Below are 13,873 nucleotides of genomic sequence, written 5' to 3'. Positions count from 1 at the left end.
TCACGGGCGAATCCTGGCGGTGTGCATCGACATCGTCGCCCTCCGCCGAAAGCCCACGAGGACGCGGATCTTCACTGACGGCATCCGAGATCCGCGAATTTCCGGGCCTGGACGAATTCTGCAGGGATTCAGACATTTTTTGAACCGAATTATGTCGGACTGTTGACGGAATAATTCGCCCTACCTATCGTTGCCATGTGTTCAAGCCCGCTGGAGTGCATACACTCATCCGCCAAACTCACGAAGACCGCGTTCTGCGGGTGCTTCGGGAGCACGGAGCGCTGACCCGAGGCGAGATCGCCAACCGGGTCGGACTCTCGCGCACCACCCTCTCCGAGATCACTAATGTCCTGCTCGAACGTGGGGCGATCACGATCGCGAACACGGATGCCGATGCGCGCGCCGGTCGCGGACGGCCCGCCGAACGCCTCGCTCTCGACCCCGGCGCAGGGCAGTTCATGGGCGTCGACTTCGGCCACCGCCGGGTCCGCGTCGCCGTCTCGGACGCCGCGCACGAGATCATCGCGTCGGGAGCTGAATTCTACGAGGCCGACTCGGCGTGGCCGGAGCGTATCGACAGCTGCTTCAAACTGATCGAACGCATCGGGGCCGAAGCCAGCGTTCACTACGGAGCCCTGCAGGGCGTCGGCGTCGGCTTCCCCGGCCCCTTCTCGCCGCGGATGCCCAAGTCCACCCCGGTTCCAGGAAGCACCACCGTGCGCCCCGCCGGTGACCTCGTCTACAGCTCGTTCGTCGAGAAGTTCGGCGTGCCGGTCATCATCGATAACAACACCCGCTTCGCCGGGCTCGCCGAGGCGATCTGGGGGAGCGGCGCAGGCGCGCAGAACCTCCTCTACGTTCGTCTCTCCGACGGCATCGGCGGCGGACTCGTCGTCGGTGGCCACCTCGTCACTGGGGATTCCGGGTTCGCCGGCGAGCTGGGACACATCTCGGTCAGCCCCAACGGCATCCAGTGCCGGTGTGGCAAACGCGGTTGCCTCGAGACGATCGCCTCAGTTCCGGCGATCTTCGCGAACTGCACCGCCAAGGGCGTGCCGATCAACTCGTTCGACGACCTCAGCGCGGCCGTCGCCAAGGGCGACCCGATCGTCGCCAGTGTGCTCCGGGACGTCGGGGATGCCCTCGGCCGTGTTCTCGGCTCTGTCGCCGTCGCGCTGAACCCCGGCGAGATCGTCATCGGTGGCGAAGTGGTGCAGATCGCCGACGTGATCTTCGAACAGGCCATCGCGACGATCGCGTATGAGCTCCTGCCCGTCCCCGAAGCCGCACCCCACATCCGCCTCGCCCAGCTGGGCGACGACGACGGCGCCCTCGGCGCGATCGCCGCGATGTTCCACCAGTCGCCCCTCCTCGCCAGCTATCCCGAAACCACGCACCTCGACTCGCCGCAGAGCCCCATGCAAAGGAGCATTTCATGACCATTCGCACCTCCCGGCGCGATCCCCACGGGGAGCAAAGCGCATGACCGCCACCCAAGCGATCGCCACAGGGGCCCAGCCCGGCGCACCGGTGAAGAAGAGCCCGAAGGTCGGGGTCAAGAACCGCAAACTTCTCCTCACCCTGAACCTCGTCAGTGTCGTCGGCGGCATCCTTCTCTGGTGGGCTCTGTCCCTCGCCGGATTCCGGTTGCCGACGCCGGTGGAGGTCGTCGAACGCGCCGGCGAACTGATCGCGAGCGGCGTGCTGATCGCCGACATCACCGCCAGCCTCACCCGCGTGCTCATCGGGTTCGCACTCGGCACCCTCGTCGCCATCCCGGTCGGGTTCCTCATGGGCTGGTACACCATCGCCCGCGGGCTCATCGAGCCGTGGGTGCAGTTCTTCCGCACCATCCCGCCGCTCGCGATCATCCCACTCGCCATCGTGCTGATGGGAATCGGTGAGGAGCCGAAGATATTCGTCATCTTCCTCGCCGCATTCTTCGCTTGCGTGATCTCAACGTTCCAGGGCGTCGTCAACGTCGACCGCACACTCATCAACGCCGCCCGGGTGCTCGGCAGCAAAGACGGCGGCATCTTTATCCGGGTGGTCGTGCCGGCGTCGACGCCGTTCATCCTCGTCGGCATGCGGGTCGGCCTCGGCGCATCCTGGTCCACCCTCGTCGCCGCAGAGCTCATCGCCGCCCAGCAGGGCCTTGGCTTCCGAATGCAGCAGGCCCAGATCTACTACGACCTGCCCACCATTTTCGTCGGCCTCATCACGATCGGCATCCTCGGTCTGCTGATGGACCGCATTCTCCTTTTCGCTGAACGCAAACTGACCGGATGGCAGGAACGTCGATGATCGCTTCACCCACGGTGACCCCTCAGGGAACCACCCCCGCACGGATCTCGGTGCAGGGAGTAACGAAGACCTTCGACCTCAGCGGCGAAGAATTCATCGCCCTCGACAACGTGTCGCTCGACGTCGCCGACAACGAGTTCGTCACGGTCGTCGGCCCCTCGGGCTGCGGCAAGAGCACCCTCATGAACGTCCTCGCCGGGCTTGATGCACCGACCAGTGGACAGGCCCTCGTCGACGGCAAAGCCGTCTCGGGGCCCGGCCCTGAGCGTGGAGTGATCTTTCAGCAGTACGCGCTCTTCCCCTGGCTGACCGTGCGCAAGAACGTCGAGTTCGGCCTGAAGACAGCCGGGCTCCCCGCGAAGGAACGACGCGAGAAGGCCGAGCACTTCATCGAGATGGTCGGGCTCAGCCAGTTCGCCGATGCCCTCCCGAAGATGCTCTCCGGCGGTATGAAGCAGCGCTGCGCCATCGCCCGCGCCTATGCGGTCGACCCGACGATCCTCCTCATGGACGAACCGTTCGGGGCGCTGGATGCTCTCACCCGCGTGAAACTGCAGGAGCAGCTTCTCGACACGTGGAGCCAGGAGAAGCGCACCGTCGTCTTCATCACCCACGACGTCGACGAAGCCGTCTACCTCGCCAACCGCGTCGTCGTGATGGCAGCCCGCCCCGGGCGCATCTTCGACATCATCGACGTCGACCTGCCCTACCCCCGCACCGAGGAGATGCGCCTGAGCCCCGAGTTCACCGCACTTCGCAACCGGGTGTGGCACTCCGTTTACCACCAGACCACCGGCACAGCAGCCGGCTCAACTCCGTCCACCCTGACGGACTGACACCAAGGAAACTCATGACACACGCACGCACAAAACGGGGCATCGTTGCCGCCGTCGCAGTACTTGCACTCGCCCTCACCGGCTGCGCCTCCACGTCATCAGGCGGAGGCGACAGCGCCGCGCCTGAGGAACTCACCCCGGTCAACTTCGGCTACATCGCCGACTTCAACGGAGCGAGCCTCCTCGCGGTCGCGGAGGACCAGGGCCTCTGGGAGAAGAACGGGATCGACGTCACGACCAGCGTCTTCACGAACGGACCGCTGCAGATCCAGGCGCTCGGAACCGGAGACCTCGACTTCGGCTACATCGGCCCAGGCGCCATGTGGCTCCCGGCATCCGGTCAGGCCAAGATCGTCTCCATCAACACGCTCGGCAGCGCCGACCGCGTGATCGCCCAGGCGGGAATCGATTCGCTCGAAGACCTCAAGGGCAAGAAGGTGGCCGTGCCGGAAGGAACGTCCGGCGACATGATCCTCAACCTCGCCCTCGAATCCGTCGGTCTGACCATCGACGATGTCGAGAAGGTCGCCATGGATCCGTCCACGGTCGTTGCCGCGTTCGCCTCGAAGCAGGTGGATGCCGCCGGTATCTGGTACCCGCTGATCAGCACGATCGAGGAGCAGGTTCCCGACCTCAATATCCTCGCTGAGAATGACGACTTCGCCGAGACGGTGTCCTTCCCGACCGCCTTCGTCTCCGGACCGAAGTTCGTCGACGAGAACGAGGAAACCGTCTCCAAGGTCCTGGGCGCCCTGCGGGAAGCCATCGACTACCGCGCTGAGAACATGGATGAGACCATCGCCCTGACCGCGGCCATGCTCCAGCTGGATGAGAAGGACGTCGCGGCGGATGCCAAGAACGTCAAGATCATGACGACAGCCGAACTCGACGAGCTCACCGAAGACGGCTCGGTCGTCGGCTGGCTCGAAGGAATGAACGACTACTTCGTCTCCGCGGGCAAGCTGCCCGCCCCCGTCGACCCGGCCACGTACTACACCGGCGACCTCTTCACAGGGGCAGGCGAGTAAGTGACGAAGGCCAGAAACATCCTCTTCCTGATGACCGATCAGCATCGAGTGGACACACTCGGTGCGTACGGGAACGCCCTGGCGGATACGCCGGTGCTCGATGAGCTGGCTCGCACGGGCACGCGCTTTGACCGGTGGTACACACCCACCGCGATCTGCACGCCCGCGCGGGCGAGCCTGCTCACCGGGCAGGCCCCGTTCCGTCACAAGCTGCTCGCCAACCACGAGCGCAACGTCGGCTATCTGGAAGATCTCCCCGACGGGCAGTTCACGTTCGCCGAAACGCTCCGCGACAACGGCTACAACACCGGCCTCATCGGCAAGTGGCACGCGGGCAACGACAAGAACGCGGCGTACTACGGGTTCGACGGGCCCGACCTGCCCGGCTGGCACAACCCGGTGGAGAACGAGGATTATCTGGCCTACCTGACCGCGAACGGCCTCCCGCCGTACGAGATCAGTGATCAAATACGTGGCACGCTGCCGAACGGCGGGCCGGGCAACCTGCTCGCCGCTCGGCTGCACCAGCCCGTCGAGGCGACGTTCGAGTACTACCTGGCCACCCGCGCCATCGAAATGCTCGAACGCTACGCCGCAGACCGCGAGAACGACGGCAAGCCGTTCTTCCTCGGCCTGCACTTCTTCGGACCCCACCTTCCTTACGTGGTGCCGAACGAATATTTTGACAAGTTCGACCCGGCCGACATCGAACTGCCCAAATCGATCTCCGAGACCTTCGTCGGCAAGCCGCCGGTACAGCAGAACTACAGCGACCACTGGGCCTTCGACACGATGCCGATTGAGACGAGTCGCAAGCTCATCGCGATCTACTGGGGTTACGTCACCCTGATCGACGAGCAGATCGGGCGCGTCATGGGTGCCATGGAGCGCCTCGGCCTGGTCGATGACACCGCCGTGTTCTTCAGTTGCGACCACGGCGAATTCACCGGCTCGCATCGCCTGCATGACAAGGGCCCGGCCATGTACGAAGACATCTACCGGACTCCGGGGATCGTCCGCATTCCGGGAGCACCGGCCGGACAAGTGCGGGAAGAATTCGTCAGCCTGCTCGACTGCACCGCGACCTTCCTTGAGCTCGCCGGGCTGGACCCGGCGCCCGCGGTCGACTCGCGCAGCCTCGTTCCGCTGGTCTCCGGCGAGAATCCGCACTGGGCGGAGGACATCGTTTGCGAGTACCACGGACACCACTTCCCGATAGCCCAGCGGATGCTCCGCAATGACCGGTACAAGCTGGTCGTCAACCCGGAATCCGTCAACGAGCTCTACGACCTGCACCGTGACCCGGACGAGTTGAACAACGTCTTCACGCTGCCCGACATGGCAGACATCCGCGAGTCCATGATGCAGAGGCTTTACGACCTTCTGCGAGAACGCGGCGACAAGTTCTATCACTGGATGACCACGATGTATGACGTCGGCGGGGTCGGGTACGACCCCTCCCTCAGCGGATTCGACGACGCGTCCTACCAGAAGTAATCCCCGGTGCCCCTGCGGCATCCGGCTCGAACCACGAAGCGAGAACCATGACATCCACACGCAGACGACCGAACATCGTTCTGATCCTCACTGACGATCATGCATCGCACGCGATCAGCGCATACGGCTCCGTCGTGAACACAACGCCGCGCATCGACGAGATCGCCGCTGCAGGCGTGCGCGTGGACAATTGCTTCTGCACCAACGCCCTCTGCACGCCGAGCCGGGCAGCGATCCTGACCGGCACGCACAGCCACATCAACAAGGTGACGACGCTCGACACCCCGATCGATGCGAGCCAGCCCACTTTCGTGTCGCTCCTCAAGCAAGCGGGGTATCGCACGGGCATCGTGGGCAAGTGGCACATGGGTGAGGGCAAAGGTCACGACCCGGAGAGCTTCGACTACTGGGCCGTCTTGCGAGAGCAGGGGGAGTACTTCGATCCGCAGATTCTGACGGAGGACGGCGTGCGGATCGAGCCCGGCTACGCGACCGACATCATCACGGACCTGTCACTCGGCTGGGTCGACTCTCTCGAGGGCGATGACCCGTGGTGCCTGCTGATCCACCACAAGGCGCCGCACCGATCGTGGGAACCTGACGACAAGCACAAGGGCATGTACGCCGACGAGAAGATCCCGGTGCCAGGGACGTTCGACGACGACTACGCCACGCGGTCGATGGCGGCAAGGCACGCGACCATGCGGGTCGCCGACTACCTCGACGTAAACGACCTGAAGGTGGCACCGCCTGACGGCCTCACCCCGGAGGAGCTCGCCCTCTGGAAGTACCAGCGCTACATGGAGGACTACCTCGCCTGTGTGGCGTCCGTCGACGACAACGTCGGCCGCGTCATCGACTGGCTGCGGGCGCGCGGCGACTTCGACGACACGCTTCTCGCGTACACCTCGGATCAGGGCTTCTTCCTCGGTGACCATGGCTGGTTCGACAAGCGATTCATGTACGAGGAGTCGATTCGGATGCCGCTGGTTCTGAGCTATCCGAACGCGATCGCCCCTGCGGGAACGATTTCGCAACTCGTCACCAACGTCGACTTCGCGCAGACCATTCTCGATGCGACCGGAGTGGAGCCGCACGAACGGATGCAGGGGGTCAGTTTCTGGCCGCAGCTCACCGGATCGGATGAACCCACCCAGGATTCCATCTACTACCGGTACTACGAGAACGACGACCAGCACCACCACGCCCTCGCGCACTACGGCATCCGAACCGACCGGTACAAGCTCATCTACTTCTACAACGACGGGATGGGTCTGCCGGGGTCGTCTGACCACGTGTACCCGCCCGAATGGGAAATGTACGACCTGCTCGAGGACCCGGAGGAACTCCGCAACGTCTATCACGCTGCCGAATACTTCGATATCCGCGCGGACCTCACAGTGCGGCTGAGGAAGCTGCAGGCGGACCTTGGCGACACTCCTCACCCTTCGCAGCCGGTACCTTCCGGCGCCGTGCTGGCGAACTGACGGGCGCAGCAATGGTGACACCCCTCACCGAGCTCGACATGCTCGTGATCCCCGCGGGCTCGTTCCTGATGGGCTCTGACCGGTTCTACCCGGAGGAGGCGCCGGCGCACCGCGCTTCGGTGGCAGCCTTCGAGCTGGACCGGCACCCGGTCACCAACAGGCAGTTCGCCGAGTTCGTGGATGCGACGGGATATCTGACCGTCGCGGAACGGCGGCTGGACGCGGCCGAGTACCCGCACCTCAGCGAGGCCGAGCGGGCACCGGGCAGTCTGGCGTTCCGTCCGACGGCCGGTCCGGTCGACCTTCGCGACTGGCGGGCATGGTGGGAGTGGACACCTGGCGCGAGCTGGCGGCATCCGTTCGGACCGAGCTCGGATCTTGCCGGGCGGGACGAGCACCCGGTGGTCCAGGTGTGTTTCACGGATGCGACTGCGTACGCGGTATGGGCCGGCAAGCGGCTCCCGACCGAGGTGGAGTGGGAGCGGGCCGCTCAGGCCAATGCGAAGGACACGGACTACGCGTGGGGCGATGAGCTGAGTCCGGCCGGCGAACTCTTCGCGAATACCTGGCAGGGTTCATTCCCGTACCGGAATACGGGTGCGGGCGGCTGGGTCGGGACATCGCCGGTGGGGTCGTTCCCCGCCAACGAGCTCGGTCTGATCGACATGATCGGCAACGTCTGGGAGTGGACGAGCTCCGTCTTCACCCCTGACCACCGGGCACGGCGGGCAGCGGCCACCAACCTGCTCGGGTCGGCGACTCAGCCGGTCGGCGAGACGGGGACCGGCTCTGGGTGCGGCGACGGGTGCATGTGTGGCCCGTCGGATTCCGGCAAGGGATCCGTCGGCCCGAACGCGTCGGTGCAGCGGGTGACGAAGGGTGGGTCGCACCTCTGCGCGCCCGAATACTGCCGGCGCTATCGCCCTGCGGCCCGCTCGCCACAGACCGAGGACTCGGCGACGACCCACATCGGGTTCCGTTGCGCGCGCAGCCTCTAGCTCAACGAAGTCATCACTTCCGGACGAGATCACCCCGCGTACCTGGTGATCTCGTCCGGACCCGGTGATCTCGCGAGTGCGTCGCGCGAGAGGACGGGGGCCCCGCGTCACCTTGAGGGGTCGAGGGGGTGGTCGTAGGCTGATCGACATGCCCACCCCAACTGAAAAGTCGGCCAGTGCCGTGCCCAAATCTCCCGGGGTCGCCCGCTGGGTGTTCTGGCCCGCAGCGATCGTGGTGCTGTTGTTCGTCGCCTTCGCGATTCTTCTCCCGGATGCCGCCGAGGCGCTGTTCGGAACCATCCAGGCCGGGATCGTCAGTAACTTTAACTGGTACTACGTGCTGATCGCCGCGTTCTTCGTGGTCTTCAGCCTCTGGGTCGGGTTCAGCCGGTTCGGCGACATCAAGCTGGGAACGGACGACGACGAACCGGAGTTCTCGCTCGGCTCCTGGTTCTCGCTGCTGTTCGCCGCCGGGATGGGCATCGGCCTCGTGTTCTACGGCGTCGGCGAACCGCTCAGCCACTTCGCCGAACCGCGCCCGGGAGTCGAGGGCTCACCCAGCCAGCTCGCACAACTGGCTCTGGCGCAGACCTACCTGCACTGGGGCGTCCACGCGTGGTCGATCTACGTCGTCATCGGGCTCGCGCTCGCCTACGCCATCCACCGCCATCACCGGCCGGTATCGATCCGCTGGGCGCTCGAACCGCTGCTCGGCAAACGGGTGCGCGGTGGCTGGGGCAACCTCATCGACGTGGTCGCCCTGGTCGGCACGCTGTTCGGAGTCGCCACCTCACTGGGGCTCGGCGTCGTCCAGATCAGTGCCGGGCTGGAGAGCGCCGGCATCATCGCAGCATCCGAATTTCTCAACATCATCCTCATCCTGATCATCACCGGCGCCGTGCTGTTCTCGGTGCTCTCCGGGGTGGCCAAGGGCATGAAATGGCTGTCGAACATCAACCTCATGCTCGCAGGAATGATCGTCGTCTTCATCCTCATCGTCGGCCCGACCCAGTTTCTGCTGCGGGATTTCGTTCAGTCGATCGGCGCCTACCTGCAGGGATTCATCGGGCTCTCGTTCAACACCGCCGCGTTCAGCGGAGCTGAGGGCGAAGCGTGGCAGGCGACCTGGACCACGTTCTACTGGGGCTGGTGGATCTCGTGGGCACCCTTCGTCGGCATCTTCATCGCCCGGATCTCGCGCGGCCGCACGGTGCGGCAGTTCGTCACCGGTGTTCTGCTCGTACCGACGTTGATCACCTTCCTCTGGTTCAGCGTGCTCGGCGGGACAGCGCTGTACTCCGAACTGAACGGGCCGGGTGGTCTCGTCGGCGCGGACGGGACCGTCAACGTCGAGGGCGCGCTGTTCGCGATGCTCGATCAGCTGCCGGCCGGGTCGGTGCTCACCATCGGCGCGATCATCCTCATCGCGGTGTTCTTCGTGACGTCGGCGGACTCGGGCGCGCTGGTGATGAGCATGATCGCCAGCGGAGGACAGGTGGAACCGAAACGGTGGATCCGCGCGTTCTTCGCGTGCGTCACATCCGCTCTCGCCGTCGCGCTGCTCCTGGCGGGAGGTCTGCAGGCCTTACAGACGGCCGCGATCATCATCGCGCTGCCGTTCAGCGTGATCATGCTCCTGATCTGCTGGGCGACCGCGATTGCGTTCAGCCGGGAGCATCGCGCCTACGAGCGGGCCCGTCGTGCGGCGTTCCTCGATCGGATCGGCGACCACTACGGCCTCGAGTCGGACGAGACGACGAACCCGGCGCTGACGGCAGGGCGACGGTCGATCTTCCGGCGCCGCAACCGGGGTGGCTCGTCCGGGGAGCCGCCGACGCAGGTGTTCTAGGACGCACTCGCTTCCGCCGGCCTACTCACGTGTTCCGGACCAGATCACGCTATACGCCGCGTGAGCCGGTCCGGAACACGTGAGTACGTGTGGTCCTACGTGCGCGAGCGGGGTAGCCCTACGCAGCCTTGCTCACGCCACGGCTCATGATCGCCGACATCAGCGCCTGCACCGGTTCCTTCGCCGCCGACGGGTTCGCCATCAACACGTAGTCGACGTCACCGAGCTCGGGCAACGAGAACCTGTTGCTCACCTTCACGAGATCGGAGGGGATCAGCGAGTGCGGGAACGGCGCCACACCGATGCCGGCCCGCACCGCGGCCAGCACGCCGTTCACGTCTCGGGTGTTGCACGTGATCCGCCAGGTCCGCCCGGCGCTCTCCAGCGCCTCGATTGCGAGCTGCCGACTGAGGCTCGGCGCCTGGTACGCGATGAGCGGCACGGGCGCGCCCTCGTCGAGCGCCATGTTGTCCTGCGCCATCCACACCATGGTGTCCTTCGCCACCCGCGTGCTGTCGCTCGACTCCCCGGCGCCCTGCTTTACGAAGATCAGGTCGAGGTGCCCGCCCTCGAGCCGCCGCCGCAACGGGCCGCTCTGATTGACCGTCAGTTCGAGGTTGATCTGCGGGTACAGCTGGCGGAAGTGACGCAGGATCCGCGGCAACTGCGTGATCGCGAGGTCATCCGCCGCGCCGAACCGCAGCCTGCCCTTCATGGCCGACCCACTGAAGTAGCTCTCCGCTGCGGCGTGCGCGGCGAGGATCGTCCGGGCGAAGCCGGCCATCGCGTCGCCGTTGTCGGTGAGCCGCACCTCCCTCGTGTCGCGGACGATCAGCATCCGCCCCGCCGCCTTCTCGAGCTTGCTCATCTGCTGGCTCACCGTCGGCTGGCTGATGCCCAACCGCAGCGCCGCGTTCGTGAAACTGTGCGTCTCAGCCACCACGAGGAACGTCTTCAGCAGCACCGGGTCGTACACGGGGAACTCCGTTTCGTCGCGAGGCTATTCGATACACCAATGGCACTAATTCTATGCATTGAGGGACCGAATACGGATGCCGTCGCTAGCGTTGAGAGCAGCTTCCGTTTCAACGTTTCACCGTTCCGCGTTTTCAAGGAGAACATCCGTGGCCTCCGCGACCCCGACCGCCTTCCCGCCCACCGAACCCCTCTCCGTCCAGTCCGGCACGCTGCCGTGGCGCAAGACCTTCGTCGCGCTGAGTGTGCCGAACTTCCGCCTGTGGACCACCGGCGACATGGTCGCCATGACCGCCGGCTGGACCCAGCGCATCGCCCAGGACTGGTTGGTGCTCGAGCTCACCGGCAGTGCGACTGCCGTCGGAATCACCGTCGCCATGCAGTTCGCGCCGATGCTGTTCTTCGGCCTGCTCGGCGGCGTGATCGTCGACAGGCACAGCAAGCGGATGCTCATGATGATCACCCAGTCGATCTTCGCCGTGCTCAGCCTCGGGCTTGCCGTTCTGACGATCGCGGGCGTCGTCGAGGCGTGGCACGTCTTCGCGATCGCCTTCGCCACCGGTCTCGTCACCGTGATCGACAACCCTGCCCGCCAGGTCATCGTGACCGAACTCGTCGGCCAGCGGAACCTCCGCAACGCCATCAGCATCAACTCGTCGGTGTTCCAGCTCGCCGGAATGATCGGCCCCGCGATTGCCGGCTTCCTGCTCCTCACGGTCGGCGCTGGGCCGGCCTTCGTCGTGAACGGGATCGCCTGCCTCCTCGTCATCGTCATGCTCGGGATGCTCCGCACCGGCCAGATGACCCGGGTCGCCCCTTCCCCGCGGGCGAAGGGGCAACTGCGCGAGGGGCTGCAGTACGCGATCGCTAAGCCGACCATCGTCTACCCGGTTATCCTCGTCGCCGTGTTCGCCGTGTTCGGGCTGACGCTTCCGGTGCTCCTTGCGTCATGCGCCGATGACGTCTTCGCTGTCGGGCCAGGCGGCTACGGCCTGTTCAACTCGATGGTCGCAGTCGGCGCGCTGTCCGGTGCACTGCTGTCGACCCGGCGGGCATCCGTTCGACTGCGGACCATCGTGATCGGGGTCGGCGTGACCGGCCTGTTGCAGGCCGCGGCGGGGTTGATGCCGTCGATCGCGCTGTTCGCAGCCGCCCTCGTCACGGTCGGGGTGGCATCCCTGCTGTTCCTCACGGCGGCGAACTCGCTCGTGCAGCTGTCGAGCAACATCGGCGTCCGCGGCCGGGTGATGTCGCTCTACGTGCTCGTGCTGCTCGGAGGCCAGGCCATCGGCGGACCACTCATGGGTCTCATCATCGAGAACTTCGGGGCGCACGCCGGGATGGTCGTCTCAGGTGCGGTTCCCGCGCTGGCCGCCGCGATCATCGCACTCGTGCTGGCGCGACGCGGGCAGCTGAAGCTGCAGGTGCGGCTGAACCGGTTCGTGCCGTCGGTGCACATCGCGTCTCGCGTGTGAGGTTGCGACCTGCTCACCCGTTCCGGACGTACTCACCTGCTACGCGGGGTGAGTGCGTCCGGAAGTAGTGAGTAGGTGCCTCAGGCCGACCCGCGCTTCGCGACGATCGCCGCCGCCACCCGCTCGATCAGGTCGAACGGCACGGGCTCCTTCCAGGGGAACGTGACCGAATCCTTCTCGCTCCGGTGGGGGGAGACCTCCGCCTCGAGTTCACCGTCGAACACCGGCACCGGGTAGAGCCCGATGTGCTTCTTCCAGCCGGCGAAGTGCAGCGCGTACCGTCCGCCGAGCATGACCGCAGGCATCCCGTACCGGATCTTCTCGCTCTCGTCCGGGATGCTCGCCGCCGCGACCCCGCGATGGATCGCCTCGCGAATCAACTGCAGCGTCCGCGCCTGTTCGGGCTCGAACCCGGCGATGTACTCGTCGACGGTTGACGGTGTGGGGGTCATGCGTCGATCCTTCCGTCAGGCAGCCTCGCGCACAAGGTACGCCTCGATGCGGGCGAACGCGCCGACCCAGACCTCGCCGGCGAAGAAGTCGCGGACCTCGACCACAGGGAAACCGCTCTGCACGACGGTGACGAGGCATCCGTCATCCTCGGCCTCGAAGGTCACCTCGATCCGGGTGGTCATGGTCATGCCGTCTGGGCCGCTTCCATTCGACTCGGTGACGAGACGGTGCGGGCGGTCGATTTCGAGAAACGTCTGCGTCTCACGAAACAGGGTGTCGGCATCCGGACCCCAGACCGCTGTCTGCTGCCCGCCGACCCGCAGGTCGACCTCGATCTCGACGATGCCTGGCTTCTCATCGAGGATGCTGAACCAGATCTTCTGCTTCTCGGCGTCGGTGTATGCGTCGAACACCTGGTCGGGCGTCGCCGGGAGGAGCCGGGTCATCCGCAGCTCGATGGTGTCGGTGTTGCTGGTCTGCTCAGTCATTTCTCTGTTCCCTTCAGGAGCGTGAAGTAGGCGTCCAGGCCGTCGAGTCGACGCTCCCAGAGCCGCTGGTAGAAACTGATCCACGCCATGGCGTCGTCCAATCGCTCGGTTCCGATGCGGCACTGCCGCGCCCGACCGACCTTCTCAGTGACGACCAGGCCGGCATCCTCGAGCACGGCGATGTGCTTCTTCATGCCCGTCAGGGTCATCCCGGCGGGTTCGGCGAGTTCGCCGATCGTGGCCGGACCTTCCCCGAGCCGGGTCAGGATGCCGCGTCGCGTGGCATCCGACAGAGCGGAGAATGTCCGGTCGAGGGTCTGTTCGTGAACCATGTGGTTCAGTGTAGAACACTGAACCAGAAAGTTCAATAACGAATCTGGATCGAGGGCATCGGCTCCGGTCGAGAGTGCATCGCACGCCGGATACCGTCGACCGCAACGGATGCCCTCGGTGTTACGCGGGACAGAATCTGGGGCGCCCGGT

The 13,873-nt window shown here is 65.5% G+C and carries 13 protein-coding genes; 9 read left to right on the top strand and 4 right to left on the bottom strand.

All coding sequences use genetic code 11. The features are described 5' to 3' along the window. The first annotated feature begins 215 nt into the window (after positions 1 to 215). From AC1M0F_RS13035 to AC1M0F_RS13000, 8 genes are all read left to right on the top strand, one after another. Complete coding sequence (locus tag AC1M0F_RS13035; RefSeq protein WP_480238679.1) at positions 216 to 1,439, top strand: ROK family transcriptional regulator; 1,224 nt, start codon at positions 216 to 218, stop codon at positions 1,437 to 1,439. Positions 1,440 to 1,482: 43 nt separating this feature from the next. After that, positions 1,483 to 2,304 (top strand): ABC transporter permease, encoded by an 822-nt coding sequence (locus AC1M0F_RS13030; RefSeq protein WP_480238678.1) that lies wholly within the window; start codon positions 1,483 to 1,485, stop codon positions 2,302 to 2,304. Further along, a complete protein-coding gene (locus AC1M0F_RS13025; protein WP_480238677.1) occupies positions 2,301 to 3,140 on the top strand; it encodes an ABC transporter ATP-binding protein in 840 nt (279 codons plus the stop codon). The genes AC1M0F_RS13030 and AC1M0F_RS13025 overlap by 4 nt, the downstream gene beginning before the upstream one ends. Before the next feature lie 14 nt (positions 3,141 to 3,154). After that, complete coding sequence (locus tag AC1M0F_RS13020; protein ID WP_480238676.1) at positions 3,155 to 4,168, top strand: aliphatic sulfonate ABC transporter substrate-binding protein; 1,014 nt, start codon at positions 3,155 to 3,157, stop codon at positions 4,166 to 4,168. After that, positions 4,169 to 5,665, top strand: coding sequence for a sulfatase family protein (locus AC1M0F_RS13015; RefSeq protein ID WP_480238675.1), 1,497 nt, complete (start codon positions 4,169 to 4,171; stop codon positions 5,663 to 5,665). It abuts the gene before it with no gap. A 47-nt stretch (positions 5,666 to 5,712) separates the two neighbouring features. Next, positions 5,713 to 7,152 carry a sulfatase family protein gene (locus tag AC1M0F_RS13010; RefSeq protein ID WP_480238674.1) on the top strand — a complete coding sequence of 480 codons (1,440 nt, stop codon included), beginning with the start codon at positions 5,713 to 5,715 and terminating at the stop codon, positions 7,150 to 7,152. An 11-nt stretch (positions 7,153 to 7,163) separates the two neighbouring features. Next, entirely contained in the window at positions 7,164 to 8,150 is a 987-nt protein-coding gene (locus tag AC1M0F_RS13005; RefSeq protein ID WP_480238673.1) for a formylglycine-generating enzyme family protein, read from the top strand. A gap of 148 nt (positions 8,151 to 8,298) precedes the next feature. After that, entirely contained in the window at positions 8,299 to 9,999 is a 1,701-nt protein-coding gene (locus AC1M0F_RS13000) for a BCCT family transporter (RefSeq protein WP_480238672.1), read from the top strand. 118 nt (positions 10,000 to 10,117) lie between these two features. Here the strand turns inward: AC1M0F_RS13000 and AC1M0F_RS12995 are convergent, their stop codons facing one another. Beyond that, entirely contained in the window at positions 10,118 to 10,975 is an 858-nt protein-coding gene (locus AC1M0F_RS12995) for a LysR substrate-binding domain-containing protein (RefSeq protein ID WP_480238671.1), read from the bottom strand. 148 nt (positions 10,976 to 11,123) lie between these two features. Here AC1M0F_RS12995 and AC1M0F_RS12990 point away from each other — a divergent pair, with 148 nt between their 5' ends. Continuing rightward, complete coding sequence (locus tag AC1M0F_RS12990) at positions 11,124 to 12,449, top strand: MFS transporter (RefSeq protein WP_480238670.1); 1,326 nt, start codon at positions 11,124 to 11,126, stop codon at positions 12,447 to 12,449. An 80-nt stretch (positions 12,450 to 12,529) separates the two neighbouring features. Here AC1M0F_RS12990 and AC1M0F_RS12985 read toward each other — a convergent pair whose 3' ends face one another. From AC1M0F_RS12985 to AC1M0F_RS12975, 3 genes are read right to left on the bottom strand one after another with little or no spacing between them, the layout of a single operon-like run. After that, positions 12,530 to 12,901 carry an iron chaperone gene (locus AC1M0F_RS12985; RefSeq protein ID WP_480238669.1) on the bottom strand — a complete coding sequence of 124 codons (372 nt, stop codon included), beginning with the start codon at positions 12,899 to 12,901 and terminating at the stop codon, positions 12,530 to 12,532. A gap of 15 nt (positions 12,902 to 12,916) precedes the next feature. Further along, positions 12,917 to 13,390, bottom strand: a complete 474-nt coding sequence (locus tag AC1M0F_RS12980) for an SRPBCC family protein (RefSeq protein WP_480238668.1) — start codon at positions 13,388 to 13,390, stop codon at positions 12,917 to 12,919. Then, complete coding sequence (locus AC1M0F_RS12975) at positions 13,387 to 13,722, bottom strand: ArsR/SmtB family transcription factor (protein ID WP_480238667.1); 336 nt, start codon at positions 13,720 to 13,722, stop codon at positions 13,387 to 13,389. Before AC1M0F_RS12975 ends, AC1M0F_RS12980 begins: the two co-directional genes overlap by 4 nt. Between the last annotated feature and the right edge of the window lie 151 nt (positions 13,723 to 13,873).

Source organism: Mycetocola sp. Y719 (assembly GCF_056713205.1).
The sequence above is the reverse complement of the archived record's forward strand: the minus strand, read 5'-3'. Positions and strand labels throughout refer to the sequence as shown.